The following is a 26,828-nucleotide window of genomic DNA, read 5'->3' on the forward strand; positions in this document are numbered from 1 at the left end:
GCGCGCGGCGCGCCCGCCCTTCCGCATTCCCGGGTGCGGGGACGGTGGTCGACAGATGAGCGGATGCTGCGACCCGGCCCCGTCGCTACGCTGAGCCGCATGACAACTCTCGTGCTGACCGTGGTCGGCGACGACCGCCACGGACTCGTCGCCGCCGTCGCCGACATCGTCGGGGAGCACGGCGGCAACTGGGAGAACAGCGAGCTGGCCGAGCTCGCCGGCGCGTTCGCCGGGATCGTCGAGATCTCCGTCCCCGATGCCCGCGAGGCCGAGTTGCGCGCCGCCCTCCAGCGACTCGAAGGGATGCTGTCGGTCACGGTGCACGCGGGGAACCCGACCGTCGCATCGGCGGGGGAGCGGCGCTTCACCATCCGCGTCCTCGGCAACGACCGGCCGGGCATCGTCAAGGACGTCTCCTCCACGGTCGCCGCGCAGGCACTGAGCATCGAGCGCATGACGACCGAGACGCGCGACGCGGCCATGGCCGGGGGCCGCCTGTTCGAGGCCACCATCGTGGCGGCGGTCGCGGCATCCGTCGACGTCGACGCCGTGCGGTCGGCCGTAGAGGAGCTGGCCACCGACATCCAGGTCGACGTCGCCCTCGAGGTCTGAGGTGCGCGCTCGGAGCGTCAGGCGGTCAGCCGAAGACCGGCCGCGGGCAGCACGACCTGGTCGATCGTGCGGATCATGAAGTCGCGGTCGACCGGCTGCTGAAGCATCAGCGAGCGGAAGTTCACGATCGCCGCACCGAGGGTGGAGAGCATCTCGAGGTCGGCGTCAGCGGGGATCTCGCCCCGGTCGATCGCCCGCTGGAAGATGAGCCGGTTGGCTGCGGCCCGCGGCTCGATCAGTGCGGCCTGAGCGGCCGCGGCCAGCTCGGGATTGCGCGCTATCATCGACATGATCCCGGCCATGACCTTGAGTCTGTGCTCGGCGTTCTTCAGCGTCGGCGACTTCACCATCGCGACGAGGTCGCCCCGCAGCGTGCCGGTGTCGGGCGGCGACGACAGGTTCAGGTCGCCCGACTTCATCCGTGCGACCGCGTCGATGACGAGCTCTTCCTTCGACGACCAGCGACGGTAGAGCGTGGCCTTGCCCGCTTTGGCCCGCGCGGCGACCATGTCGATGGTCATGCCGTCGTAACCCGTTTCGGCTAGGACGTCGAGCGCGGCATCCAGGATCTCGGGATCGCGGGACTCGTCGCGCTTGCGTCCAAGGCGCGGCTTGACCTCAACGTCGTCGACCTGGGCCATCAGCGCCCCTTCCGTGTCACGACGAGATTACCAGCCGATGAATTCCTGTACGAAGTATTTCCGGAACTCAAGATTACCGTATAGTGATCGCCATGTCTTCCGAACTCACCCCGCCGGCGACCAGTCGTCGGCACTGGATCACCCTCGTCGTGGTCGGCCTCGCCCAGCTGATGGTCGTGCTCGACGGCACCGTCGTGAACATCGCCCTCCCGTCCGCGCAGGCCGACCTCGGCTTCTCCGACGGCCAGCGCCAGTGGATCATCACGGCCTACTCGCTCGCCTTCGCGAGCCTCCTCCTCCTCGGCGGCCGCCTCTCCGACCTCATCGGCCGCAAGCGCACCTTCGTCATCGGCCTCGTCGGCTTCGCCGTCGCCTCCGCCCTCGGAGGCGCCGCCGGCTCCTTCGAACTCCTCGTGGGAGCCCGTGCTCTGCAGGGCGTCTTCGGTGCGCTGCTCGCCCCGACCGCGCTCGCGGTGCTCACCACGACCTTCACCATCCCGAAGGAGCGTGCGCGCGCCTTCGGCGTCTTCGGCGCGATCGCCGGCGCCGGTGGAGCGATCGGACTCCTCCTCGGCGGCGTGCTGACCGAGGCGCTGAACTGGCGCTGGAACCTCTACATCAACGTCTTCATCGCCGTCATCGCGATCATCGGTGCCTTCCTGTTCGTCCCGTCGATCACCCGCACCGGTCCGCGCCCCCGCCTGGACGTGCCGGGCACGATCCTCGTCTCCGGTGCGCTGTTCGGCCTCGTCTACGGGTTCTCGAACGCCGAGACCGAGGGCTGGGACGCTCCCGTGACGTGGGGGATGCTGGCCGCCGCGGCCATCCTGCTCGTCGCCTTCGTGCTGTGGCAGCGCCGTGCGTCGCATCCGCTCCTTCCGCTGTCGATCGTGCTCGACCGCAACCGCAGCGCCGCATACCTCTCGGTGCTCATCGCCGGCGCGGGGATGTTCGGCATCTTCCTGTTCGTCACGTACTACCTGCAGCTGACGCTCGGGTACTCGCCCATCCAGACGGGGCTCGCCTTCCTGCCCATGATCGGGATGCTGGTGCTCGCCGCCCAGCTCGGCACCAACCTGCTCGTGCCCCGGTTCGGTCCGAAGGTGCTTGTGCCGATCGGCATGCTTCTGGGCGTGACGGCGATGATCTGGCTCACGTTCCTCGACGCCTCGAGCGTGTACGTGGCGAATGTCATGCCCCCGCTGATGCTCATGGGCTTCGCGATGGGCACGATCATGCCGGCCTCGATGCAGACCGCCACACTGGGGGTGGACCGGCAGTTCGCCGGCGTCGCCTCGGCGATGGTCAACACCAGTCAGCAGGTCGGCGGCTCGATCGGCACGGCGCTGCTGAACACGCTGGCAGCGACCGCGATGGCCGACTACCTCGCGGGCCACACGCCCGTCACCCCCGGCATCGGGGTGGATGCGGCGCTGGCCAGCTACTCCACGGCGTACGCGTGGGGCGCCGGATTCTTCCTCGTCGGCGCGATCGTCTCCGCGACGCTCTTCCGGCGACAGGGACAGGGGCTGTCGCTCGCGCACCCGCCCGCCGACGCCCGCGCCGCGGAGCCGGTCGTCGCGCACTAGTCCCGCCGCGACATGACAGAACGCCCCGGCCGACACGGCCGGGGCGTTCTGCCTTAGCGTCAGAGCACGCGGGCCAGGAAGGCCTTCGTGCGCTCGTGCTGCGGATTGCTCAGCACCTCGCGGGGATCACCGGTCTCGACGACCACGCCGCCGTCCATGAAGACGAGCGAGTCGGCCACCTCGCGGGCGAAGCCCATCTCGTGCGTGACGACGATCATCGTCATGCCCGACTTCGCCAGCTGCTTCATCACCTCGAGCACCTCGCCGACGAGCTCGGGGTCGAGGGCCGAGGTCGGCTCGTCGAACAGCATCAGCTTCGGGTCCATCGCCAGGGCGCGCGCGATCGCGACGCGCTGCTGCTGACCGCCCGACAGCGAGGCCGGGTAGGCCTTGGCCTTCTCGGCGAGGCCGACGCGCTCGAGGAGCTCCATCGCCCGCGCCGACGCCTTCGCCTTCGACTGCCGCTTCACCTGGGTGGGCGCCTCGATGACGTTCTCCAGCACGGTGAGGTGCGGGAACAGGTTGAAGCGCTGGAACACCATGCCGATGTCCTTGCGCTGCTCGGCGGCCTCCTTCGGGCGCAGCTCGTAGATCTTGTCGCCGCGCTGGCGGTAGCCGATGAGCTCGCCGTCGACCGTGAGGCGGCCGCCGTCGATCTTCTCGAGGTGGTTGATGCACCGCAGGAACGTGGACTTGCCCGACCCGCTGGGGCCGATCACGCACACGACCTCGCCGCGCTTCACGCTGAGCGAGATGTCCTTCAGCACCACGTTCGAGCCGAATGACTTCACGATCCGGTCGGCGACCACCATCGTGTCGGTGCCGCCGGCACCGTTCGCGTTCAGACCGGTCGTGGCCGCAGCATCCGGTGCCGTCGCATCGCCGAGCGTCATGATCTCGTCCCCTCGTCGTGCGGCGGCCGTCGAGACCCGTCCGGTGGTGCCGTGATCGTTCCGGTCGCGGGCGTCTCGACCACCATGGCGTCGCCCTGGTGCGCACCGCCGAGGTCGACGTGCCGGGTGCCGCGGGCGAAGCGGCGCTCGAGGAAGTACTGGCCGATCATCAGCAGCGACGTGAAGAACAGGTACCAGATCGACGCCACGATCAGCAGCGGGATCGGGTTGAACGTCTCGGCCGAGATGTCGCGCGTGCGCGTGTAGAGGTCGGTCGAGAGCGGCACGGCCGTCACCAGCGACGTCGTCTTCAGCATCGAGATGACCTCGTTGCCGGTCGGCGGGATGATGACCCGCATCGACTGCGGGATGATGATGCGCCGCATCGTCTGCGACCACGACATGCCCAGCGCCGTGGAGGCCTCGGACTGCCCCGGGTCGACCGACAGCATGCCGGCGCGCACGATCTCGGCCATGTAGGCCGCCTCGTTCAGCGCGAGGCCGATGACCGCGAGCCAGAAGACGTTGATGGCGTCCTGGGTGGTGAACTCCGTGAAGACCTGCGTGAACGGGATGCCGACGCTGATCGTCTTGTAGATGGTGGCGAGGAGTCCCCAGAACACCAGCTGCACGTAGACGGGGGTGCCTCGGAAGATCCACAGGTACACCCACGCGACGCTCTTCAGCACCGGGTTCGGCGACAGGCGCATGACGGCCAGGAGCGTGCCCAGCACGATCGCGCCCACCATCGCGAGCACGGTCAGCTGCAGCGTCACGAGCGCCGCCTGGGAGACGCGCACGTCGAAAATGTACTTGCCGACCGCGGGCCAGTCGTAGGCGGGACGGTTGAACGCCGCGTCCCAGAGGAACGCCAGCACGATCAGCACGATGATGACCGCGATGATGTTGCGCACGGGGTGGCGCAGCGGGATCGCCTTGATGCGCTCGGGGCCCGAGTCCGGGCCCGCGCCCGGCGCCGCGCCGGAGCGCGACGCCGAGCCGGAGGGGGTGGCCACGGGTGTTACTCCGTGGCGCCGTTGATGTCGATCGCGTCGATGGCGCCCTGCTCGACGCCCCACTTCTCGAGGATCGAGGTGTAGGTGCCGTCGTCCATCAGCGACTGGAGCGCGGCCTGCAGCGCCTCGCCGAGCGTGCCGCGGTCCTTCGCGATCGGCATGCCGTAGAGGAAGACGGAGTAGACGTCACCCTGCGTCTCGAGCTTGCCGCCCGACTGCGCCACGGCGTACTGCGTGACGGGGGAGTCGGCCGACATCGCGTCTGCGCGACCGAGGGTCACGGCGGCCGTCGCGTCGTCCTGCGTGTCGTAGCCGAGCAGCTGGATCGGCTCCTTGCCGGCGGCGACGCACGCGTCGCTCTTGGCGGGACCGTCGTCGAGCGCCTCGGTCGTGCCGTTCTGCACGGCGAGCTTGATGCCGCAGGCGTCGTCGGGGTCGATGGTCTTGCCCGCGAGGGCCGCCCACTGGATGCCGGCGGTGTAGTAGTCGATCATGTCGACCTGCTGCTGACGCTCCTTCGTGTCGAAGAAGGAGGAGAGGCCGACGTCGTACTTGCCGCCGGTGATCGACGGGATGATGTTGTCGAACTTGGCGATGTTGTACTCGGTGGTGAGTCCGAGCTTCGCGGCCATGGCGTCGGCCAGCTCGATCTCCCAGCCGACGGGGTTGCCCGCGGCATCCTTGAACTCGTTCGGGGCGTACGTCGCGTCGGTTCCGATGACGAGCTTGCCGGCCGAGACGATCTCCTCGGGGAGCTTCGCGGCGGCGTCGTCGTCCTTCGTGACGGAGGCCGCGCCACCGGAGGCGGCGGCGGAGCCCGCGGGAGTGGCGGGGGCGTTGTTCACGCAGCCGGAGAGCAGCAGTGCTGCGGACGCCAGGAGGGCGATCGGGGCCAGACGGGCGATTTTCATGGTGTCCTTCTTGATTCTCATCGGGAGGGGGGACGGGATGACTCAGTCACCGTAGACGCGGACGCCCCGCGTATACGTCTGACGTGTGCGAGTCGATGCGATATCGAGACGATCGAGGGCGAACGGATCGCGGTCGGTGACGACCAGATCGGCGTCGTAGCCGGCGACGATGCGCCCAGCGCGGTCCTGGTGGTTGATGGCCGCGGAGCCGCTCGTGTAGGCCGCGAGCGCGGTGGCGAGGTCGAGCGCCTGCTCGGGATAGAACGGTCGGTCGGTGTGATCCGGATGCCCCGCCGGCAGCATCCTGTTGACCGCGACGTGCAGCGCGGCCCAGGGATCGGGAGTGGTGACGGGCCAGTCGGATCCGGCGCACAGGGCGGTGCCCGCCCGGGCCAGGTCGCCGAACGGGTACTGCCAGGCGGCGCGCTCCTCGCCGAGGATGGGGAGGTTCAGCTCCACCATCTGCGGCTCGAACGTGGCCCACAGCGCCTGCAGGTTCGCGGCGACGCGGAGCGGAGCGAAGCGCGGAACGTCGTCGGGGTGCACGATCTGCACGTGGGCGAGGTGGTGACGGTTGTCGTTGGCGCCGTTCGCCTCGCGGGCGGCGGCCAGGGCGTCGAGGGCCTCGCGCACCGCCCGGTCGCCGATCGCGTGCACGTGCACCTGGAAGCCGCGCGCATCCAGAGCCGTGACCGCACGGGTGAGCTCGGCGGGGGAGAGGAAAGAGTGTCCGCGGCTGCCGCCTCGCAGCGACGTGGCGCAACGGCAGCCCGCGGCATCCGTCCCGGGCACGAAGTACTCGTCGAGCATCGATGCCGTCTGGTTCTCGGGGATGCCGTCCTGCATGATCTTGACGCTGCCGGCGCTGAAGCGGGGGTGGCGCAGGCGCTCGCGTCGCGCGAGGAGGTCGTCGAGCTGCTCGAGACCCTGGTGGCGCTCCCACCAGAGGGCCGCGACGACGGTCGCCGTCAGCTCTCCGCTCTGCGCGGCGGCGAGGTAGACATCGCCCGTGTCGGTGTGGTTGCCGTAGTCGCCGACGATGGCGTCCTGCCAGCCGGTGACGCCGAGAGAGTGCAGATAGCGCTGCGCGGTCAGGAGCGCCGCGTGGTTCTCGGCATCCGTGTCGTCGGGGATGACGCGCGAGACGAGCAGCCGTGCGCCCTCCTGCAGCACGCCCGACGGGGCCCCGTGCACGTCGCGCTCGATGCGCCCGTCGTCGGGATCGGGGGTCTGGGCGTCGACGCCTGCGAGTCGCAGCGCCGCGGAGTTCACCCAGGCGCCGTGGTGGTCGCGGTTGGAGAGGAAGACCGGGCGGTCGGGCACGACGGCGTCGAGATCGGATGCCAGGGCGATGCCGCCGGGGAAGGCGGCGAGCTGCCAGCCCCCGCCGAGGATCCAGGGCGCGTCGGGATGGGCCGCCGCGTAGTCGCGGATGAGGCGGAGGTAGTCCTCGCGGGTCGCGGCCTCCGAGAGGTCGCAGCGCATGCGCTCGAGTCCGCCCTCGATGGGATGGATGTGCGCGTCCACGAAGCCGGGTGCCAGCATCCCGCCGTCGAGGTCGACGGTGGTCGTACCGGGTCCGATCACGCCGTCGAGGTCGGCGCCGACCGCGGTGATGGTTCCGCCCTGGACCGCGACCTGCGTTCCGGCGGGAAGCACGTGCGTGCCGTCGAAGACCGTTCCTCCGCGGAACACGGTGTCGGCATGGACCGTCATAGAACCTGGACTCTCACTGCGCAGCGACGCTTCTCGGGTGGACGCGTCGACGATATCGGCAGGATAGTCCTCCCGCGCGTCGCGCATGAGTCGCCGCCGTTTCGCGCGGTCGGCGACCGGTCGTTGAGCGAGCGCAGCGAGTCGAAACGCGCGGTGCCCCCCGTTCGTTGAGCGAGCGCAGCGAGTCGAAACGCTTCTGCCCTCGGCGCCCGCGGCGTAAACGGGCGGTGAGCTCCCGACGACCGGTACGAATAAGACCGACGTGGCGAGAACGAGTGGCGCCGGCATCCGGGCAAGGCAAAACCCCCGTGAGTAGAAGCCTCACGAGGGTTTCTGGGGTGATTGTAATGATCACCCTTGTGGCTCCGACGGGCGTCGATCCCGTGACCTCACGATTTTCAGTCGTGCGCTCTACCAACTGAGCTACAGAGCCGAGCGGCATTGCGAGAATGGCGCTCCCGAAACGAAAGGCCCTCCGAAAGGGCCCGTCGCTCGAAGCGACCCTGACGGGACTTGAACCCGCGACCTCCGCCGTGACAGGGCGGCACGCTAACCAACTGCGCTACAGGGCCATGCGTTTTTAGTTGTGTTGTCGACGTGACCCCAACGGGATTCGAACCCGTGCTACCGCCGTGAAAGGGCGGCGTCCTAGGCCACTAAACGATGGGGCCGAGTGAACCCGGGGGCCCACGCTTGCCGACGCCCAAGCATACGCAATCCACTGTGGATCCGCCAATCGGGGGCGCGTCCGCCCGCCGATCGAGCCTGCCTGACCGAGGATGAGGACGCCGCGGGCTGGGCCTTCCGCGATCGCAGAACGGTTGCGAATGTGACTGATGTTGCTAATGTGAACGAGGTCAGGCGATCGGAGGACCCGCTGGACGTCACGCGTGTCAACAGCGAGGAGTGCGGCTGCGGCCCCACTGCCGATGAGAAGCGCGCCCTCTGGCCGACGGTGAACCGGCGCGCGGCGCTCGGTCTCGGAGCGCTCGGCTTCCTCACCTTCGGCGCGCTGAGCTCCGGCACCGTCTCCCCCGCGTTCGCCGCGGATTACCCCTCCTGGGATGACGTGCAGGCGGCGAAGGCCAACGAGGCGGCCAAGGCTGCGGAGATCTCCCGCATCCAGGGCATCATCGACAGCCTCAACAGCGAGGTCGCCCGCACGCAGGCCGAGGCCGTGCGCACCTCCGACGTGTTCTACCAGGCGCAGCAGACCTTCTTCGAGGCCGTGCACCGTGCCGACGACCTGCAGGCGCAGGCGGATCAGCAGGCGGCGACGGCGACGGATGCTGCGAACAAGGCCGGCCGCATCGCCGCACAGCTCTATCGCAACGGCGGCGACGACACATCGATGGAACTGTTCTTCGCCGGTTCGGCGGCCTCGGCCGACGACCTGCTGTCGCGCCTGGGCACGATGGACAAGCTGATCCAGCGGAACCAGGCCGTCTACGCCGACGCCGTCACCGCCCGCGACTCGGCCCAGAACCTGAGCAACCAGGCGTCCGCCGCCCGGGACGAGCGCGACCGCCTCCAGAAGGAGGCGGAGGCCGCGATGGTCGCCGCGCAGAACGCGGCCGACGCGGCGCAGGCCGCTCTCGCGGAGCAGGAGGCGAACCTCACCACCCTGCAGGCGCAGCTCATGGCGCTGCAGGACACGACCGCCAAGACGATCGCCGACTACCAGGCCGGTGTCGAAGCGGCCCGCCTGGCGAAGGAAGCCGAGGAGCGCCGTCAGCGCGAAGAGGCCGAGCGCCTCGCGCGCGAAGCGGAGGCGCGTCGGCAGGCCGAGCTCGAGGCCGCAGCGGCTGCCGGCGGTGGCGGCGGTGGCGGCGGGGGAGGAGGCGGCGGCTCCGGTGGCGGTGGCGGCGGTGGCGGCGGCTCAGGTTGGGTGCGGCCCAACTGGGGCAACGAGTCCTCGGGATACGGCCCGCGCTACGTCCAGTGCGGCAACGGCTACTGCTCCAGCGGCTTCCACGAGGGCGTCGACCTCGCCCAGGGCTGCGGATCCGCGATCTACGCGGCCTCGTCCGGCACCGTGACCTATGCCGGGTACAACGGCGGATACGGCAACTACATCCGCATCGATCACGGCGGCGGCATCGGCACGGGCTACGGCCACATCCGCGACGGCGGCATCTACGTCAGCCGTGGACAGTGGGTCAACGCCGGCGACGTCATCGCGGCCGAGGGCAACACCGGCAACTCCTTCGGATGCCACCTCCACTTCGAGGTCTACATCTGGGGCGCGACCACCAACCCCGTGCCGTTCATGGCCGACCGGGGCATCTCGGTCTGAGGCGCGGGACCGGCGTCAGCCGGTTCGTGCGTTTCGGCTCGCTGCGCTCGCTCAACGGGCGGGGGCGCGTATTAGGTGACGCTTGTTGCGGGAACGGCTCGCGAGATGCCGCGACCAGCGTCAGATGAAGGAAGCGGATGCCGCGGCATCCGGTCCTCGCGGTCGGTCCTCGCGGTCGGGTCGTGCGTTTCGGCTCGCTGCGCTCGCTCAACGGGCGGTAGCGCGCATCAGTTGACGCTTGCCGCGGGGTCGAGGGATGGGATGCCGCGACAAGCGCCAGGTGGGCCGCGCAACAGTGAGGGCGGATGCCGCGCCGTGCGCAGCATCCGCCCTCGTGGGGATTCTCAGACCGTGCGGGGGGCTTCGCCCTCACCCTGCGTCTTGGTCTGACCCTCGTGCTCCTGGAAGCGGACGATCGACTCGGCGAGGAGGCGCTCGGCCTCGTCCTTGCCGGCCCAGACATCGACCTTGACCCACTTGTTGGGCTCGAGGTCTTTGTAGTGCTCGAAGAAGTGCTCGATCTCCTTCTTCGTGTACTCGGGGATGTCGTCCAGGTCCTGGATGTGGCTCCAGCGGGGGTCCTTCGTGAGGACCGCGACAAGCTTGTCGTCTCCGCCGGCCTCGTCCTTCATCTTCAGCACGCCCACGGGGCGCACGTTGACCATGACGCCCGGGAAGAGCGTGACATCGAGCAGCACCAGCACGTCGAGCGGGTCGCCGTCCTCGCCGAGCGTGTTCTCGAAGAACCCGTAGTCGGCCGGGTAGCCCATCGGCGTGAACAGCACGCGGTCGAGGAACACGCGCCCGGTGCCGTGGTCGACCTCGTACTTGACCCGGCTGCCGCGCGGGATCTCGATGACGGCGTCGTGTGAGGCCATGCCTGGTGCTCCTTCTGAAGGGGTCGTATGCCGCCGACCAGCCTAGCCGGGCGGTGCTCGCGCCGTGAGTGGAGGGGTCGGGGCGAGGGCGCCCCGCGACCGCGTGCACAACACAGGCAGATCGGTTGTGATCGAGCCCATCAGGACTCATCGAAAGAGCGCGGGGTCGAAATCGCCTGGGTTGTGCTCGACGTGCCGTCGGCGGGAGGGCGGAGATAGCGTGGGGCGGTGACGCATCGACCCTCCCTCGACCCCGCCGTCGCCGACGTGCGGCGAGCGGTGCGCGACGCACTCGCCGGACTGCCCGAGGGCGCGACCGTGCTGGTCGGTCTCTCCGGCGGCGCGGACTCCCTGGCCCTCGCCGCGGCGACGGCGTTCGAGGGGCCGAAGGCGGGCCTGCGCGCCGGCTCGGTCACCGTCGATCACGGGCTGCAGGAGGGCTCGACCGAGGTCGCCGAGGGCGCAGCGTCGCAGGCGGCGGCGCTCGGGCTGGACGCGATCGTGGTGACGGTCGACGTCGGCGGAGCCGGCGGTCCTGAGGCGGCGGCGCGCGACGCGCGCTACGGCGTGCTGAAGGATGCCGCGACCGACGCCGGTGCGGCGGCGGTGCTCGTCGGACACACCCTCGACGATCAGGCCGAGACGGTTCTGCTCGGGCTGGCGCGCGGGGCCGGCGCGGGGAGCCTGCAGGGCATGGCGGCGTCTTCGGAGCTGGCTCCGGGCGTCGCGCTGCTGCGTCCGCTCCTCGGCCTGCGCCGGGAGACGACGCGGGCGGCGTGCGCCGCGCTGCAGCTGGAGCCGTGGGACGACCCGCACAACAGCGAGCACCGATACGCCCGCGTCCGCGTGCGCGAGAGGGTGCTGCCGGTGCTCGAGGCAGAGCTGGGGCCGGGCATCGCGGAGGCGCTCGCGCGCACCGCCGCGCAGCTGCGTGAAGACGCCGAAGCCTTCGACGAGATGATCGACGAGACGATCGAGGACATCGTCGAGCACGCCGAGGCGGGCATCTCCGTCTCCGTCGCCGCGCTCGCCGCCAACCCGGCCGCCCTGCGGAACCGCATCATCCGGCTCGTCGTGGCATCCGAGTTCCACCAGAGCCTTTCGAGGGCGCAGACGCTCGAGGTGGCGCGGCTCGTCACCGACTGGTCGGGGCAGGGACCGATCGACCTGCCCGGATGCCGCGCCCGGCGCGTCGGAGGACGCCTCGAGTTCACCGCGCCCGTGGCACCCCCCGGGTAGCGACCTAGACTTGCCGCATGCGTGCGGCCGACATCTCCGGAGACCTCAGTCGGATCCTCGTCACCGAGGAGGAGATCACGGCGAAGCTCGGCGAGATCGCCGCCCAGGTGGCGGCGGACTACGAAGGCAAGGACCTTCTGCTCGTCGGCGTCCTCAAGGGCGCGGTCATGGTGATGGCCGACTTCGCCCGTGCTCTGCCGGTGCTCGCGCCCATGGACTGGATGGCCGTGTCGTCCTACGGGGCCGGCACGCGCTCCAGCGGCGTCGTGCAGATCCGCAAGGACCTCGACACCGACCTGCACGACAAGCACGTGCTCATCGTCGAGGACATCATCGACTCCGGCCTCACGCTGAGCTGGCTGCTGGAGAACTTCGCCTCGCGGGGTGCCGCATCCGTCGAGGTCTTCGCCCTGCTGCGCAAGCCCGAGGCCGCCAAGGTGCATGTGGACTGCCGCTACGTCGGCTTCGACATCCCGACGGAGTTCGTCGTCGGCTACGGGCTGGACTACGCAGAGCAGTACCGCAACCTGCGGGACGTCGCGATCCTCGCTCCGCACGTCTACTCCTGACCGACGGCGGAGGGCCCTGTTTCGCCGTCGGCGAATGCACAGACCCCCCATAGGCCGCCCGGGATACCCTGAGTCCACCGCGCCGAGCCGCGGTTCGTCGACGAAAGGGAACGGGCCTCGCCCGCACCATGAACTTCAAGAAGCTCACCCGCAACCCGCTCATCTACGTGCTGCTCATCGGGATCTTCCTCATCGTGGGGTTCTCGCTCATCTCGAGCCTGGGCGGTGCGAAGCAGATCTCCACGCAGGAGGGTCTGCAGCTGCTCAAGGGCGACACGGTCACCGAGGTGGTCAACACCGACGGCGACCAGCGTGTGGACATGAAGCTCTCCCAGCCCTACGAGGGCGCGAGCGACGTGCAGTTCTATTACGTCTCGGCGCGCGCTGACGAGGTCGTCCAGGCCGTCACGGCCGCCAACCCGTCGGAGGGGTTCAACGACGCCGTCCCGAAGGCCAGCTGGTTCGACGGCCTCCTGTCGCTCCTCATCCCGATCCTGCTGCTCGGCCTGCTCTTCTGGTTCCTGATGTCCAGCGCCCAGGGCGGCGGCAGCAAGGTCATGCAGTTCGGCAAGTCGCGGGCGAAGCTCGTCAGCAAGGAGTCGCCCACGGTGACCTTCGCCGACGTGGCCGGCTCCGACGAGGCCATCGAGGAGATGCAGGAGATCAAGGACTTCCTGAAGGACCCCTCGAAGTTCCAGGCCGTCGGCGCCCGCATCCCGAAGGGCGTGCTGCTGTACGGCCCTCCCGGAACGGGCAAGACGCTCCTCGCCCGCGCCGTCGCCGGCGAGGCCGGCGTGCCCTTCTACTCGATCTCCGGCTCGGACTTCGTCGAGATGTTCGTCGGCGTCGGCGCGAGTCGTGTCCGCGACCTGTTCAACCAGGCCAAAGAGTCCTCGCCCGCCATCATCTTCATCGACGAGATCGACGCCGTCGGACGCCACCGCGGTGCCGGCATGGGCGGCGGTCACGACGAGCGCGAGCAGACGCTCAACCAGATGCTGGTCGAGATGGACGGCTTCGACCCGAAGGTCAACGTCATCGTCATCGCGGCCACCAACCGCCCCGACATCCTCGACCCCGCCCTCCTTCGTCCCGGCCGCTTCGACCGTCAGATCGGCGTCGACGCGCCCGACCTCAAGGGCCGCAAGCGCATCCTCGAGGTGCACGGTCGCGGCAAGCCGCTGGCCGACGGCGTCGACCTCGAGGTCGTCGCCCGCAAGACGCCGGGCTTCACCGGTGCCGACCTGGCCAACGTCCTGAACGAGGCGGCCTTGCTGACCGCGCGCTCCAACGCGCAGCTCATCGACAACCGCGCGCTCGACGAGGCGATCGACCGCGTCATCGCCGGTCCTCAGCGGCGCACCCGCGTCATGAAGGACAAGGAGAAGCTCATCACCGCGTACCACGAGGGCGGTCACGCCCTCGCCGCGGCGGCGATGAACCACACCGATCCGGTCACGAAGATCACGATCCTCCCGCGCGGAAAGGCGCTCGGCTACACAATGGTCCTGCCGCTGGATGACAAGTACTCCGTCACCCGCAACGAGCTCCAGGACCAGCTCGCGTACGCCATGGGCGGTCGCGTCGCCGAGGAGATCGTCTTCCACGACCCGACCACCGGCGCCTCCAACGACATCGAGAAGGCCACCGGCATCGCCCGCAAGATGGTGACCGAGTACGGCATGACCATGGACGTCGGACCCGTCAAGCTCGGGCAGTCCTCGGGTGAGGTCTTCATGGGCCGCGACATGGGTCACGGACGCGAGTACTCCGAGCGCGTGGCCGAGCGCGTCGACACAGAGGTGCGGGCGCTCATCGAGCAGGCCCACAACGAGGCGTACGAGGTCATCAACGCCAACCGCGACATCCTCGACCGCCTGGCGCTGGAGCTCCTCGAGAAGGAGACGCTCGACCACATCGAGCTCGCCGACATCTTCAAGGACGTCCGCCGGCTGCCCCCGCGCCCGCAGTGGCTGTCCAGCAGCGACCGCCCGGTCTCCGATCTGCCTCCCGTCGACGTTCCCCGTCGCCGTCAGGAGGCCGGACTCGCCGCGTCGGTCGAGGCGGAGGCGCCCGTCGCCGAGAAGGCCACCCGCCGCCAGCCCTCGGGACAGGCCCGCCCGGCGACCGCGTAGGCTCCGTTCGTGGCCGTAGACCGCGAACGCGTCGTCGCACTGGTGCGAGAGCTCCTGGTGGCGATCGGTGAGGACCCCGATCGCCCCGGGCTCCGCCAGACGCCCACGCGCGTCGCCGATGCCTACTCCGAGTTCTTCTCCGGAGTGGGGGAGGATGCTGCGGCTCCCCTCGCCCACACGATCTCCGTCGCACGCGGCCCCTTCCCCGACACGCTTCCCTCGGGAGCGGTGATGCTCCGCGGCATCCGCTTCCGCTCGGTCTGCGAGCATCATCTGCTGCCGTTCGGCGGCCACGCCCACATCGCCTATCTTCCGGGCGAGCAGGTGGTCGGCCTCGGGTCGCTGCCCAAGGTCGTGGACATCCTGGCCTCTCGGCCGCAGGTGCAGGAGCGGCTGGGCGAGCAGATCGCCGACACCCTCGCCGCATCGCTGGACGCGCGCGGCGTCCTCGTCGTCCTCGACGCGGTGCACGAGTGCGTGACGATGCGCGGAGGACGGCAGTCCGACTCCTCGACCGTCACCATCGCGGCACGCGGCGAACTCGCAGAGCCGGCCGCGCGCGGCGAGATCATCGCGCTCCTCGGACGGTCATGAGCGCACTCATCATGGGGGTGGTCAACGTCACCCCGGACTCCTTCAGCGACGGCGGACGCTACATCGACGCCGACGCGGCGATCGCGCACGCCCGCTCGCTGCACGCGCAGGGCGCCGCGATCCTCGACATCGGCGGCGAGTCCACCCGCCCCGGTGCGGTGCGCGTGGAGCCGGTCGTCGAGCAGGAGCGCGTGCTGCCCGTCATCGAGGCGCTCAGCGCCGACGGCATCGCGGTCAGCATCGACACCATGAACGCCTCCACCGCCGTGGCCGCGGTCGCCGCCGGTGCGCGCATCGTCAACGATGTCTCCGGCGGCCTCGCCGATCCCGAGCTGCTCGTCGCCGTCGCCGGCACGGAGGCCGACATCGTGCTGGGGCACTGGCGCGGACCGTCGGCCGAGATGTACGCGTCGGCGCAGTACGACGACCCCGTGCGCGAGGTCGTGGCGGAGCTCGCGCGACGCGTCGAGGCGGCGGCCGAGGCCGGCATCCCGCCGGCACGAATCGTGGCGGACCCGGGCATCGGCTTCAACAAGCGCGGCGAGCAGAACTGGGCCGTGCTGCGCGGACTTCCGCGGCTCATCGGCCTCGTGCCCCGCGTGCTCGTGGGCACGAGCCGCAAGCGGTTCCTCGGCGAGGCGCTGGGTGAACCCGACCAGCCGGTGGTCGACCTCGCCCGTCGCGACCTGGCGACCGCGGTCACCAGTGTGCTCGCGGCGCACGCCGGCGCGTGGGCGGTGCGCGTGCACGATGTCGCCGCCACCCGTGACGCGCTGCGCATCGCGCAGTGCTGGGAAGGAGAGGGACGTTGGACGTCTCGGACCAGATCATCCTGACGGGCGTCCGCGCCTTCGGGTACCACGGCGTCTACGCCGAGGAGCGGCGCGAAGGACAGGAGTTCGTCGTCGACCTCGTGCTCGACGTCGACACGCGCGCCGCGGCGGCCTCCGACGACGTCGCCGACACCGTCCACTACGGCGAGCTGGCCGAGCAGGTCGCCGGCCTTGTCGCGGGGGAGCCCGTCGACCTGCTCGAGACCCTCGCTGCCCGCATCGCCGGCGCCGTGCTCGCGCGTCCGTCCGTCGCAGGGGTGCAGGTCACCGTGCACAAGCCGGCGGCGCCGATCCCGGTGCCGTTCGGCGATGTGGCCGTCCGCATCCACCGCCGCGCGTCGGCACCCGTTGCCGCAGCATCCGGGCCCGCGGCATCGCACGCCGCGGCGTCGGGCCCTGCCGCATCCAGGCCCGCAGAGGAGAGCTCCGCATGAGCCGCCGTCTCGCCGAGGGCTTCCAAGGGGATGCTGCGGCCGCCGGCCGCGCGCCCGTGAGCGCCGTCGTGGCGCTGGGCGCCAACCTCGGCGACCGCGAGGACATCATCGCCGAGGCCGTGCGGGATCTCGCGCGCCTCCCCCTGGTGACCGAGGTGCGGGCTTCCGCGACGATCGAGTCCGTCGCCGTGACGCCGGACGGTCCCGACGCGTCCCGCCCGGGCTACCTCAACGCCGTGGCGCTCGTCTCGACCCGACTCGCCCCGTCGGTGCTGCTGACGTACCTGCACGCGATCGAGGCGCGGCACGGCCGCGAGCGGCGCGAGCGCTGGGGCGACCGCACCCTCGACCTCGACCTCATCTCCTACGGCGACGTCCGCAGCGACGACCCGGCGCTGCGGCTGCCGCATCCCCGCGCCGCCGAGCGCGACTTCGTGCTCGGCCCGTGGCTGACCGTCGACGCCGAGGCCGAGCTGCCCGGTGCGGGGCGGGTCGCAGACCTTCTCGACGCGCTCCGGAGCGCGTCGTGAGGCGCACCGGCCCCGGCATTCTGATCGTCGCCGCGGTCCTCGGGATCGCCGCCGACTTCGGCGTGGACAGTGCGCTCACCGCGGCCGGCCGCGCCACCTTCACCCCGGCGATCACTCTGCCGATCCTGCTCGTCCTGCTCGGCGCGCTGGCCGTGCTGCTTGCGGTGCCCGTACGGCGAGCGGTGCGGGGCGGTCAGCCGACCGACCCGTTCCGCGCCGTGCGGACGGCGGTGCTCGCCAAGGCGTCGAGCATCGTCGGCGCCGCCGTCGCGGGCTTCGCCGGCGGGCTGGCCGTCTTCCTGCTGACCCGGCCGACCAGCCCCTCGGTAGGCTCGTTGACGGCGATCATCGCGACGGCTGTCAGCGGGGCGATCCTGGTCGCCGCCGCCCTCGTCGCGGAGCACATGTGCACGATCCCGAAGGACGACGATGACGAACAGCCTGGAAGCACCGGTGCCGGACCCGACACCTGACCCGGTCCTCGACGCCGGCACGTACACGAGCATCCGCGAGCCGCGCAGCGCGCGCCGCCTCCCGCTCGGCGACGGCATGTGGCATCAGATCTCGCCCGCCTACGTGCGGGTGCAGCTCATCTCGAACGGCCTTTTCCTCCTGGTCGTCGTCGCCGCGATGCTCGCCGTCGCCCTCGTCTGGCAGCAGTGGTGGGCGTGGATCCCCGGCGGCACCGTCTCGCTGCTCATCGTGTGGACGATGGCGATCACACCGCGCCAGGCACGCTCCATCGGCTACCAGCTGCGCGAGGACGACCTCGTCTTCCGCCGCGGCATCCTGTGGCAGCGCACGGTCGCCGTGCCCTACGGGCGGATGCAGCTGGTGGACATCACCCACGGACCGCTCGACCGCGGGTTCGGCATCGCGCAGCTCAAGCTCGTGACGGCCGCGGCGTCCACGGGCGTCGTCATCCCGGGGCTCGCCCAGCAGGCCGCCGACAAGCTCCGCGACACGCTCATCGACGTCGCCGAGACGCGCCGGACCGGACTGTGACCGACCCGATCCCCGCCGCGGGCCGAACGGACATCGGCCCTCCGGCGCCGTCCGCGCCTGAGACGCCGCCGACCGCTCCGGACCCGCGACAGGTCGGATCGCCGCTCAGCGACGGCGAGTGGCATCGCCTCCATCCGCTCACCCCGCTCTTCCGGGGCGGGCTCTTCCTCGTCGTCGTGATCGGCATCGTCATCGCGAACTTCCGCGATCGCCTGATCGAGCTGTTCTTCCCGCTGCCCGCCGGCCGCAACGGACGCGCCGCTCCACCCGATCCCATCGACTACGTCCTCAGCCACGACCTCGCCGTCGTCGCGGTCCTGGTCGTCGTGGGTGTCGCCGCCCTCCTCGTCGGGGCGTTCTACGTCTCGTGGCGGTTCCACACCTTCCGTATCACCGGCGATGACGTCGAGGTGCGCTCCGGCGTGCTGTTCCGCTCGCACCGCCAGTCGCCGCTGGACCGCGTGCAGGGGGTCAACCTCACGCGCCCGATGGTCGCGCGGCTGCTGGGCATGGCCAAGCTCGAGGTCGTCGGCGCCGGGCTCGACGCGAACGTGAAGCTCGAGTACCTCTCGACCTCCAGCGCGGAGGCCGTGCGCGCCGACATCCTGCAGCTCGCCTCCGGGCGCCAGCTGGCCGAGCGCGCCCTCCGCGGCGAGCCGCGCACCCGCCGCGAGGCGGCCTCGTCCGCGGTCAGCGAGGGAATCACCGGACTCATCGTCGGCGCGGAGCAGCCGGTGGAGGACCCCTCATCGGTCGTCCACATCCCGATCGGGCGCATCGTGGCATCCCATCTCCTCAGCGGCTCGACCATCGGCCTCGTGATCCTGATCGCGGCCATCGTCGTCGGAGCGGTCCTCGGCACGCCGTGGATCCTGTTCGCCGTGCTGCCCACCGTGCTGGGCTTCGGCGCGTACTGGGTGCGCGGCATCACGAAGACGCTGCGATACTCGATCGCGCCGAGGTCCACCGGCGTGCGCATCACGTTCGGGCTCTTCACGACGGTGACCGAGGTTCTGCCGCCCGGCCGCATCCACGCCGTCGAGATCCGCCAGTCGGTGCTGTGGCGGCCCTTCGGCTGGTGGTCGATCACGGTCAACCGCCTCTCCGGCGGGAGCGCCGCGCAGAGCGCCGCCGACCCCTTCACCACCGTGCTGCCGGTGGGCGCGCGCGAGGACGTGGCGAAGGTGCTGCAGCTCCTCCTGCCCGCGATGCCCGAGGCGGAATGGCCCGTCGTCTTCGACGACGGAGTGCTGGGTCCGCGCGCGGATGACCCGTACACGAACACCCCGCGACGCGCGCGTCTGCTGCGTCTGCTCTCCTGGCGCCGCAACGGCTTCCTCCTCGTGCCCGGCGTGCTGCTGCTGCGCCGCGGGTTCATCTGGCGCACGCTCGGCATCTTCCCCCTGGCGCGCGCACAGAGCTTCGGGCTGGAGCAGGGTCCGCTGGCCCGGGCGCTGGGCCTCGCCGCGGTGACGGTGCACACGATCGCCGGCCGGGTGACCGGAAACCTCGGCGTCGTCGATCGGGATGCTGCGCTCGCCCTGTTCGCGGACGTGTCGGCCGCCACGGTCGCCGCGGCCGCCACCGATCGCAGCCACCGCTGGGCCGGCGGGGAGGATCTCTCGTGAGGCGCGACGGACGCCTGGGCGTCGGCATCATCGGCGCGGGCCGGGTCGGACCCGTGCTCGGAGCGGCGCTGGCCGGCGCCGGACACGCCCTCACGGGCGTCACCGCGGGATCCGATCCCGAGCGGGTCGAGGCGGTGCTGCCGGGAGTTCCGGTGCTGGACGCGGTCGAGGTGGCGCGACGCAGCGAGCTGGTGGTCCTGGCCGTTCCGCACGACCAGCTGCCCGGCCTCGTGAAGGGCCTCGCCGACCTCGGAGGGTGGCAGCCCGGACAGCTCATCCTGCACACCGATCCCGCCTACGGCGTGGCCGTGCTCGCACCGGCGATGGCGATCGGCGCGATCCCGCTGGCGGTGCACCCGGCGATGACCTTCACCGGCACGTCGATGGACCTCCGGCAGCTGCCCCACAGCTACGCCGCGGTGACCGCCCCCGGACCGGTGCTCCCCATCGCGCAGGCGCTCGCCGTCGAGATCGGCTGCGAGCCCGTCGTGGTGGCCGAGGCCGACCGCCCCGACTACGCCGAGGCGATCGCGACGGCGACGGAGTTCTCCCGCTCGATCGTGCGGCAGGCGGCCTCGATCCTCGCGCGCGTGGGCGTGGAGAACCCGGGGTCGTACCTCTCCTCCCTGGTGCACTCGACGGTCGACCATGCCCTCGCAGACGCCGGGCGGCGCGTCACGGACGACGGTCCGCTCGACGCTACGATCGACGGATGATCCGCACCGTCTCGGAATTGCGTTCGCGGCTGACCGAGGCCCGTGCCGCTGCCGGCACGCCGCGGGTGGCCTTCATCTCGACGATCGGCGCGCTTCACGACGGGCACATCGACCTCGTCCACCACGCGCGTGAGATCGCGGACATCGTCGTGGTGTCGGTCTTCGTCAACCCGCTCCGCTTCCGCACCGCGGACGAGCGCGCCGCCTATCCGCGTACGCCCGACAACGACGAGGAGCTGCTCGCGTCGCTCGGGGTCGACATCGTGTTCGCGCCCGATGAGGCGGAGCTGCTGCCCCGCGGCTTCGACACGACCAAGATGACCGCCGGTGACCTCGGCCTCCGCTACGAGGGACGCACGCGCCCGTTCTACTTCGACGGCCTCCTCACCGTCGAGGCGAAGCTGCTGAACATCGTCCGCCCCGACGTCGCCGTCTACGGGCTGCGCGACCGGCAGCGGGTGTTCCTCGTCGAGCGCATGGTGCGCGACCTGTTCATGGACGTCGAGATCGCGACGGTCGACACGGTGCGCGGCGATGACGGCCTGCCGATCTCGACACGTGTCGGCATGCTCGAGGATCGCGACCGCGCGGCGGCGGCGAAGCTCCCCGCGGCGCTGGACGCCGCAGCATCCAATGCCGACCGCGGTGTCGACGCCTGCATCGCCGCCGCCCAGTCGTCGCTGATGGGCGAGCCGCGCATCCGCCTCGAGTACCTCAGCGTCGTCGATCCGGCCACCTTCCTGCCCGTCGACGAGGGGCACGCGGGTCGCGCGCTCGCGCTGATCGCTGCCTCCGTCGCCGGGCACCGGTTCATCGACAACGCCGAGATCGTCCTGAACTGACGCGGGTGCGCCCGCGCCCGCGGGTGGCTCAGGGCATGTCCCACTTCTAGCACAACACGCCGGGGGGTTGTGCAGGAAGTGGGACATGAAGTCCGGCGCGGGGCAACACACTGCTCGGGGTCGCCCGGGCGCCGCCGGTAGACTTCCGGAGACTTCCGAGGAGCCCCCACCGTGACAGACACGTCGTCGCCCGCGCCCGCCGATCCGGAGATCTCCGCCGAGGAGATCGCCGACGTCTTCGAGCAGAAGGCCGTGCGCCTCGCCAAGCGCGAGCGCCTCATCGCGGAGCGGACGGATGCCGCGGGTGGCGCCTATCCGGTCTCGGTGCCCGTCAGCGACACCATCCCCGCACTCCGCGAGCGCTTCGGCGCCCTCGAGGCGGGCGAGGAGACCGGCGTGACCGCCGGTGTCGCCGGCCGCGTCGTCTTCAGCCGCAACACCGGGAAGCTCTGCTTCGCCACGCTCCAGTCGGGCGACGGCAGCCGCATCCAGGCGATGGTCTCCCTCGCCGTCGTCGGCGACGAGAGCCTCCAGGGCTGGAAGGAGCTCGTCGACCTCGGCGACCACGTCTTCGTCTCGGGCGAGGTCATCTCGAGCCGACGCGGCGAGCTGTCGATCATGGTGTCGGAGTGGACCATCGCCTCCAAGGCCGTGCTGCCGCTGCCCAACATGTACTCGGAGCTGAACGAGGAGAGCCGCGTCCGCAGCCGCTTCCTGGACCTCATCGTGCGCGACCGCGCGCGCGAGACCGTCCTCGCCCGCGCGAAGGTCAACGCGAGCCTCCGCGCCACCTTCACCGCGCACGGCTTCGTGGAGGTGGAGACGCCGATGCTGCAGGTGCAGCACGGCGGAGCGTCCGCCCGCCCGTTCGTGACCCACTCGAACGCCTTCGACGCCGACCTCTTCCTGCGCATCGCGCCCGAGCTGTACCTCAAGCGCGCCGTCGTCGGCGGCATCGACCGCGTGTACGAGATCAACCGCAACTTCCGCAACGAGGGCGCCGACTCCACGCACAGCCCCGAGTTCGCGATGCTCGAGGCGTACCAGTCGTACAGTGACTACAACGGCATCGCCGACCTCACGCAGGAGATGATCCAGAACGCGGCGGTGGCCGTGACCGGCTCCACCACCGTGACATGGGCCGACGGCACCGAGTACGACCTCGGGGGTCAGTGGGACCGTCTGTCGATGTACGACTCGCTCTCGGAGGCGGCGGGACGGTCCATCACGCCGCAGACGCCGCTCGACGAGCTCGTCGCCTTCGCGGCCGAGGTCGGCGTGGACGCCCCGCCGCACCCGACGCACGGCAAGTACGTCGAGGAGCTGTGGGAGCACTTCGTCAAGGGCGGCCTGACCCGCCCGACGTTCGTGATGGACTTCCCCGTCGACACCAGCCCGCTCGTGCGCGAGCACCGGTCGATCCCCGGTGTCGTGGAGAAGTGGGATCTGTACGTCCGCGGGTTCGAGCTCGCGACCGGCTACTCGGAGCTCATCGATCCCGTCATCCAGCGCGAGCGCTTCATCGAGCAGGCGGCGCTCGCCGCCTCCGGCGACGTCGAGGCCATGCGCATCGACGACGAGTTCCTCCGCGCCCTCGAGCACGGCATGCCGCCGACCGGGGGAATGGGAATGGGCATCGACCGCCTGCTGATGGCCATCACGGGCCTGGGCATCCGCGAGACGATCCTCTTCCCGCTGGTCAAGTAGCACCGTTCACCGGCTCTCGCCGGCGCGGAAGGCCCAGTCGGGCAGATGCCCGGCGACCACGAACGAGCGCACGATCTCGGCGAGGCCGTGCTCGGGCTCGATCTCGCACGCCCACGACGCGTACTGCTCGGCGTGGCTGGAGCGTCCGAGCGCCCAGGAGAGCCAGGCGCACGTCGCGAGGGCGCCGGCGCGCTGTGCCGGCGGCGCGGCCCCCGCCGCGCGCCGTGCGACCTCCAGCGCCCGCGCGAGCCGGACATGGTCGGGCACCGGCCCTTCGCCCCACATGCGCATCGCGAGCCCCGACGGATACTCCTCGCCGGCTTCCCACCGCAGCTGCGCGTCGAGCGCCTCGTCGCCGTCGTCCACGCCGCCGCACCACTGCACGAGCGCGATGTCGCGCAGCGACGGCCGGCCGAGGGTCCAGATCAGGAGCGCCGTCTGGAACGGGGTGAGGGCCGCGGCATCCCATCCCAGGGCGTCTTCGAACAGCGAGGGCACATCGTCGAGCGCGCACATCGCCGTCAGCGCCGTCGGGTCGACACGGCCGGCCGCGCCCGTCGCCTCGGCGGCCGCATCGGGACCGCAGACGAGGGCGATGGCACGGCGCAGCGCGGTGAGCGCCCGCGCGACGTCCTTCCGCTCCGACGCGCCCGCCGCGGGCAGCGCCGCGCCGGCGAGCTGATCGCCGGTCGGCAGATCGGGCATCTCGCCCTCCGGTGCGGCGATCTCGTCGAGTGGCCGGCCCGTCGTCGGTCCGTCCGGATCGAGGAACGAGCCCCAGCCGTCCGCGGCGACGCAGAGCATGTCCGTCACGTGCAGCCCGCATTCGCGGGCGCGCAGGGCGAGCGCCTCGGCGAGGCCGCGATGAGGCATGCCGTCCGGCCTCCACGCGTCGTCGGTGTAGACGACCACGGCGACGGCGTCGACCGCGGAGACCCGGCACACCATGCCGATGAAGGTCGCCGCGAGCGGCGCGGGCGCGAGGTCGTTGGGTGGCAGGTCCACCCGCATCCCGCCGAGGCTGCGACCCCGCCCGAACGGGATCAGCACGATGCTGCGCCGCGGCAGGAAGCCCACCATGCGCGGCACGAGGGCGAGGAACTGCGCCGCGTCGGCGGCCTTCACAACCGGAGTGTCCATGACCTGAGGATCGGATGCCGCGGCTCCGGCCGTGCGGAGTCTCCACAGGGCGCGCACCGGGGCGCGGCGGGCCAGGCAGATGCATGCGGGTCACACGGAACGGGGGAGGAGCGGGCGATGGGGGAGGGATCGCCGAGACGGCCGAGCTGGGGAGGAGGCGCGTACGGGTCCTGCTCAGCCGCGACGTTCCGGGGCCGCGTATTCTGGAGCCATGGACAGCACATTCTGGGTGGCCGCGTTTTGGTCGCTGGTGCCGACGATCGTCGTCAGCACCCTGTTCTTCTGGGTGCTGCGCAGCATCATCCGCTCCGACCGCACGGAGCGACGCATCTACGCGCGCATCCAGGCGGAGGAGCGCGCCAAGCGCGGTCTGCCGCCCGTTCCGGCGACCGGATCCGCGGCCGCCCCCGCCGAGCGCTGAGCCGCGCCACCGCTGAACGCTGAGCCGAGCGCTGAGCCGCGCCACCGCTGAGCGCCGCGCCGCGGACTGAGCGCAGGGCTGAGCGCCCGCTCCCAGGGAGCCGTCCCGGGGCGCACTACGCTGGGTGGACTGCCCGCCGGGAGGACGTTCCGTGGTCGACATCACCTTCGACGCGTCATGGTGGCTGATCCTCGTCTTCGTCAGCGATGTGATCATCCGCATCGCCGCCATCATCGTGGTGCCCCGCAACCGCCGTCCGACGGCCGCGATGGCCTGGCTCCTGGCGATCTACTTCATCCCGTTCGTCGGGGTGCTGCTCTTCCTGCTCATCGGCAACCCGCGTCTGCCGCGCAAGCGGCGGCGCAAGCAGGAGCAGATCAACGAGTACATCACCGACACCAGCAGCCACCTCGACTTCGGCACGCTCCGCCCGCATGCGCCCGACTGGTTCACGTCGCTGGTGACGATGAACCGGCGCCTGGGCGCCATGCCGCTGGCGGGTGACAACGCGGCGCACCTGATCGCGGACTATCAGGAGAGCCTCGACACGATGGCTGCCGCCATCCGCACCGCCCAGGGCTACGTGCACGTCGAGTTCTACATCCTGCAGACCGACGACTCCACCGACAACTTCTTCCAGGCGCTGGAGGAGGTCGCGGCCCGCGGGGTGACCGTGCGGGTGCTGCTGGACCATTGGGCCAACCGCGGCAAGCCGTTCTACAAGAAGACCCTCGCGCGGCTCGATGCCATGGGCGCGCAGTGGCGGCTGATGCTGCCGGTGCAGCCGCTCAAGGGCAAGTACCAGCGTCCCGATCTGCGCAACCACCGCAAGCTGCTGGTGGTCGACGGCACCGTCGCGTTCATGGGATCGCAGAACGTGACCGACTCCACCTACAACCTGCGCAAGAACATCCGTCGCGGGCTGCACTGGGTCGACCTGATGGTGCGCCTGGAGGGGCCGGTCGTGGCATCCGTCAACGCCGTCTTCCTCAGCGACTGGTACAGCGAGACCGACGAGGTGCTCACAGACGAGATCGACCTCTTCGACGTCACGAGCGGCCCCGGAGATCTGGACTGCCAGGTCGTGCCGTCGGGTCCCGGGTTCGAGGTGCAGAACAACCTGCGCCTGTTCGCCGCCCTGCTCTACTCGGCCCAGCGCCGCATTACGGTCGTCAGCCCGTACTTCGTGCCCGACGAGGCCATGCTGCTCGCGATCACCACTGCGTGCCAGCGCGGGCTGCAGGTCGAGCTGTTCGTCTCGGAGGAGGGCGACCAGGCGATGGTCTACCACGCGCAGCGCAGCTACTACGAGTCGCTGCTGCGCGCGGGGGTGAAGATCTGGATGTACCGGAAGCCGTACATCCTGCACACGAAGTGCTTCACGATCGACGACGAGGTCGCCGTCATCGGCTCCAGCAACATGGACATGCGCTCGTTCGGTCTCAATATGGAGATCTCGCTCCTCGTGCGCGGCGAGGAGTTCGTGCAGGAGATGCGCGACGTCGAGGACCGCTACCGGCGCATCAGCCGCGAGCTCACGCTGGAGGAGTGGCTGAAGCAGCCGCTGCGCTCCACCATCCTCGACAACATCGCGCGCCTCACCTCAGCGCTGCAGTGACGCGGTGACCACCGCGGGGCGGATCGCGTTCCCCCAATGGGCTCTGGGCGAACCGTTACAGGGGTGTAGCCAACCCGTTATGGCGCCGTGACCGCATTCGCCGGGAACCCCCGGAGGGCTCGGACAGAATCGAGTCATGCCCCTCTTCTCGCGTCGCGCCGTCGCCGCGGCATCCGCTCTTGCATTGGCCGTCGGCCTCGCCGGGTGCGCCACCGCCTCGGGCCCGGGGTCCGCGCCCGCCTTGCCGTCCGATGACCCGACGGCGACGGCGCAGCTGCACGCGGCGTGGCTCGACGACGGTCGCGCCGTGGGCATCGTGACCGAGGGCAGCTCGACCTGCGTGCCGATGGCCGACGAGCCGACGTACGCCGACGGCGTTCTCACGGTGGAGCTCGCCGACCCCGAGGGTCAGGCCTGCACCAAGGACCTCGTGCCGCGCGCGAGCGTCGTCACGCTCCCGTCCGGTGTCGACCCGGCGGCCGGCCTGTCCATCGTCGTGACCGGCACCTACGCGGGGGAGGCCGACCTCGAGGGCGACGACGCACTGACCGGCGTGCCCGGCGACCCGACCGAGTACCTGCCCAGCGCCGGCTGGTTCGACAGCGGCGCCCTGGTGATCCTCACCTGGGGCAGCTCGACCTGCCTGCCGGTGGCCGAGTCGGTCACCGCGACGGGTCCGAGCGACGTGACCGCGGTCTTCGCGACTCCGCCGGCTGATCAGGTCTGCACGGCCGACATCGCCCCGCGCGTGCTGGTCACCGCGGTCGACGGCCTCCAGGAGCAGAGCGGCGCACACCTCACTCTGCAAGGCGACAAGTTCGACGGCGTCCGGATCCCGATCGCGGGCTGATGCCGAGGGGGCGCG

Annotated in this window: 26 protein-coding genes and 3 tRNA genes; 19 read left to right on the top strand and 10 right to left on the bottom strand. The window is 70.7% G+C overall.

The window, feature by feature from the left end:
* Nucleotides 1–99: 99 nt before the first annotated feature.
* Nucleotides 100–612 carry a glycine cleavage system transcriptional repressor gene (locus tag ABC304_RS01855; protein WP_412928618.1) on the top strand — a complete coding sequence of 171 codons (513 nt, stop codon included), beginning with the start codon at nucleotides 100–102 and terminating at the stop codon, nucleotides 610–612.
* Nucleotides 613–629: 17 nt separating this feature from the next.
* Here ABC304_RS01855 and ABC304_RS01860 read toward each other — a convergent pair whose 3' ends face one another.
* Complete coding sequence (locus tag ABC304_RS01860) at nucleotides 630–1,253, bottom strand: TetR/AcrR family transcriptional regulator (protein WP_412928619.1); 624 nt, start codon at nucleotides 1,251–1,253, stop codon at nucleotides 630–632.
* A 92-nt stretch (nucleotides 1,254–1,345) separates the two neighbouring features.
* On the opposite strand from ABC304_RS01860, the gene ABC304_RS01865 reads away from it, so the two are divergent.
* Nucleotides 1,346–2,842, top strand: coding sequence for an MFS transporter (locus ABC304_RS01865; RefSeq protein WP_412928620.1), 1,497 nt, complete (start codon nucleotides 1,346–1,348; stop codon nucleotides 2,840–2,842).
* A 59-nt stretch (nucleotides 2,843–2,901) separates the two neighbouring features.
* Here the strand turns inward: ABC304_RS01865 and ABC304_RS01870 are convergent, their stop codons facing one another.
* From ABC304_RS01870 to ABC304_RS01900, 7 genes are all read right to left on the bottom strand, one after another.
* Nucleotides 2,902–3,654: an amino acid ABC transporter ATP-binding protein gene (locus tag ABC304_RS01870; RefSeq protein WP_127097122.1), complete on the bottom strand. Its 753-nt coding sequence runs from the start codon at nucleotides 3,652–3,654 to the stop codon at nucleotides 2,902–2,904.
* Between the two features lie 77 nt (nucleotides 3,655–3,731).
* Nucleotides 3,732–4,751, bottom strand: a complete 1,020-nt coding sequence (locus tag ABC304_RS01875) for an amino acid ABC transporter permease (protein ID WP_412928621.1) — start codon at nucleotides 4,749–4,751, stop codon at nucleotides 3,732–3,734.
* Between the two features lie 5 nt (nucleotides 4,752–4,756).
* Nucleotides 4,757–5,662 carry an ABC transporter substrate-binding protein gene (locus ABC304_RS01880; protein ID WP_412928622.1) on the bottom strand — a complete coding sequence of 302 codons (906 nt, stop codon included), beginning with the start codon at nucleotides 5,660–5,662 and terminating at the stop codon, nucleotides 4,757–4,759.
* Between the two features lie 42 nt (nucleotides 5,663–5,704).
* Nucleotides 5,705–7,378, bottom strand: coding sequence for an amidohydrolase (locus tag ABC304_RS01885; protein ID WP_412928623.1), 1,674 nt, complete (start codon nucleotides 7,376–7,378; stop codon nucleotides 5,705–5,707).
* A gap of 360 nt (nucleotides 7,379–7,738) precedes the next feature.
* Nucleotides 7,739–7,811, bottom strand: a tRNA-Phe gene (locus ABC304_RS01890).
* A gap of 65 nt (nucleotides 7,812–7,876) precedes the next feature.
* Nucleotides 7,877–7,950: transfer RNA gene (locus ABC304_RS01895), tRNA-Asp, on the bottom strand.
* Between the two features lie 26 nt (nucleotides 7,951–7,976).
* Nucleotides 7,977–8,049, bottom strand: a tRNA-Glu gene (locus tag ABC304_RS01900).
* A gap of 206 nt (nucleotides 8,050–8,255) precedes the next feature.
* On the opposite strand from ABC304_RS01900, the gene ABC304_RS01905 reads away from it, so the two are divergent.
* Nucleotides 8,256–9,674, top strand: coding sequence for a peptidoglycan DD-metalloendopeptidase family protein (locus ABC304_RS01905; protein ID WP_412929041.1), 1,419 nt, complete (start codon nucleotides 8,256–8,258; stop codon nucleotides 9,672–9,674).
* A 344-nt stretch (nucleotides 9,675–10,018) separates the two neighbouring features.
* Here ABC304_RS01905 and ppa read toward each other — a convergent pair whose 3' ends face one another.
* Nucleotides 10,019–10,552, bottom strand: coding sequence for an inorganic diphosphatase (gene ppa / locus ABC304_RS01910; RefSeq protein WP_412928624.1), 534 nt, complete (start codon nucleotides 10,550–10,552; stop codon nucleotides 10,019–10,021).
* 228 nt (nucleotides 10,553–10,780) lie between these two features.
* Here ppa and tilS point away from each other — a divergent pair, with 228 nt between their 5' ends.
* The 13 genes from tilS (at nucleotide 10,781) to lysS (ending at nucleotide 22,784) form a co-directional block, all read left to right on the top strand.
* Nucleotides 10,781–11,791 (top strand): tRNA lysidine(34) synthetase TilS, encoded by a 1,011-nt coding sequence (gene tilS, locus ABC304_RS01915; protein ID WP_412928625.1) that lies wholly within the window; start codon nucleotides 10,781–10,783, stop codon nucleotides 11,789–11,791.
* Nucleotides 11,792–11,808: 17 nt separating this feature from the next.
* Nucleotides 11,809–12,360, top strand: a complete 552-nt coding sequence (hpt, locus tag ABC304_RS01920; RefSeq protein ID WP_412928626.1) for a hypoxanthine phosphoribosyltransferase — start codon at nucleotides 11,809–11,811, stop codon at nucleotides 12,358–12,360.
* Nucleotides 12,361–12,488: 128 nt separating this feature from the next.
* Nucleotides 12,489–14,495: an ATP-dependent zinc metalloprotease FtsH gene (gene ftsH, locus ABC304_RS01925; protein ID WP_412928627.1), complete on the top strand. Its 2,007-nt coding sequence runs from the start codon at nucleotides 12,489–12,491 to the stop codon at nucleotides 14,493–14,495.
* A 9-nt stretch (nucleotides 14,496–14,504) separates the two neighbouring features.
* Entirely contained in the window at nucleotides 14,505–15,089 is a 585-nt protein-coding gene (folE, locus tag ABC304_RS01930; protein WP_412928628.1) for a GTP cyclohydrolase I, read from the top strand.
* Nucleotides 15,086–15,925, top strand: coding sequence for a dihydropteroate synthase (folP, locus tag ABC304_RS01935; RefSeq protein ID WP_412928629.1), 840 nt, complete (start codon nucleotides 15,086–15,088; stop codon nucleotides 15,923–15,925). The genes folE and folP overlap by 4 nt, the downstream gene beginning before the upstream one ends.
* Nucleotides 15,898–16,356 (top strand): dihydroneopterin aldolase, encoded by a 459-nt coding sequence (gene folB, locus ABC304_RS01940; protein WP_412928630.1) that lies wholly within the window; start codon nucleotides 15,898–15,900, stop codon nucleotides 16,354–16,356. Before folP ends, folB begins: the two co-directional genes overlap by 28 nt.
* Nucleotides 16,353–16,886 carry a 2-amino-4-hydroxy-6-hydroxymethyldihydropteridine diphosphokinase gene (folK, locus tag ABC304_RS01945; protein ID WP_412928631.1) on the top strand — a complete coding sequence of 178 codons (534 nt, stop codon included), beginning with the start codon at nucleotides 16,353–16,355 and terminating at the stop codon, nucleotides 16,884–16,886. The genes folB and folK overlap by 4 nt, the downstream gene beginning before the upstream one ends.
* Nucleotides 16,883–17,359 carry a DUF3180 family protein gene (locus tag ABC304_RS01950; protein ID WP_412928632.1) on the top strand — a complete coding sequence of 159 codons (477 nt, stop codon included), beginning with the start codon at nucleotides 16,883–16,885 and terminating at the stop codon, nucleotides 17,357–17,359. The genes folK and ABC304_RS01950 overlap by 4 nt, the downstream gene beginning before the upstream one ends.
* Nucleotides 17,316–17,891, top strand: a complete 576-nt coding sequence (locus tag ABC304_RS01955; protein ID WP_412928633.1) for a PH domain-containing protein — start codon at nucleotides 17,316–17,318, stop codon at nucleotides 17,889–17,891. The genes ABC304_RS01950 and ABC304_RS01955 overlap by 44 nt, the downstream gene beginning before the upstream one ends.
* On the top strand, nucleotides 17,888–19,519 hold the full coding sequence (locus ABC304_RS01960; RefSeq protein WP_412928634.1) for a PH domain-containing protein: 1,632 nt from the start codon (nucleotides 17,888–17,890) through the stop codon (nucleotides 19,517–19,519). Before ABC304_RS01955 ends, ABC304_RS01960 begins: the two co-directional genes overlap by 4 nt.
* Complete coding sequence (locus tag ABC304_RS01965) at nucleotides 19,516–20,235, top strand: DUF2520 domain-containing protein (RefSeq protein WP_412928635.1); 720 nt, start codon at nucleotides 19,516–19,518, stop codon at nucleotides 20,233–20,235. The genes ABC304_RS01960 and ABC304_RS01965 overlap by 4 nt, the downstream gene beginning before the upstream one ends.
* Complete coding sequence (gene panC / locus ABC304_RS01970) at nucleotides 20,232–21,077, top strand: pantoate--beta-alanine ligase (RefSeq protein ID WP_412928636.1); 846 nt, start codon at nucleotides 20,232–20,234, stop codon at nucleotides 21,075–21,077. Before ABC304_RS01965 ends, panC begins: the two co-directional genes overlap by 4 nt.
* 171 nt (nucleotides 21,078–21,248) lie before the next feature.
* The gene (lysS, locus tag ABC304_RS01975) at nucleotides 21,249–22,784 is read left to right on the top strand and encodes a lysine--tRNA ligase (protein ID WP_412928637.1); all 1,536 of its coding nucleotides are present in this window, start codon (nucleotides 21,249–21,251) and stop codon (nucleotides 22,782–22,784) included.
* A 6-nt stretch (nucleotides 22,785–22,790) separates the two neighbouring features.
* On the opposite strand, the gene ABC304_RS01980 is transcribed toward lysS, so the two are convergent.
* Nucleotides 22,791–23,924, bottom strand: a complete 1,134-nt coding sequence (locus tag ABC304_RS01980) for a DUF4192 family protein (protein WP_412928638.1) — start codon at nucleotides 23,922–23,924, stop codon at nucleotides 22,791–22,793.
* Nucleotides 23,925–24,135: 211 nt separating this feature from the next.
* Between ABC304_RS01980 and ABC304_RS01985 the strand changes: the two genes are divergently transcribed.
* The 3 genes from ABC304_RS01985 to ABC304_RS01995 all read left to right on the top strand — a co-directional run bounded on the left by ABC304_RS01985 (nucleotide 24,136) and on the right by ABC304_RS01995 (nucleotide 26,813).
* Nucleotides 24,136–24,345, top strand: coding sequence for a hypothetical protein (locus tag ABC304_RS01985; RefSeq protein ID WP_412928639.1), 210 nt, complete (start codon nucleotides 24,136–24,138; stop codon nucleotides 24,343–24,345).
* Nucleotides 24,346–24,496: 151 nt separating this feature from the next.
* Entirely contained in the window at nucleotides 24,497–25,963 is a 1,467-nt protein-coding gene (gene cls / locus ABC304_RS01990; RefSeq protein WP_412928640.1) for a cardiolipin synthase, read from the top strand.
* Nucleotides 25,964–26,099: 136 nt separating this feature from the next.
* A complete protein-coding gene (locus tag ABC304_RS01995) occupies nucleotides 26,100–26,813 on the top strand; it encodes a hypothetical protein (protein ID WP_412928641.1) in 714 nt (237 codons plus the stop codon).
* Nucleotides 26,814–26,828: the final 15 nt, after the last annotated feature.

This window comes from Microbacterium jepli (genome assembly GCF_047237905.1).
Lineage (GTDB): Bacteria > Actinomycetota > Actinomycetes > Actinomycetales > Microbacteriaceae > Microbacterium.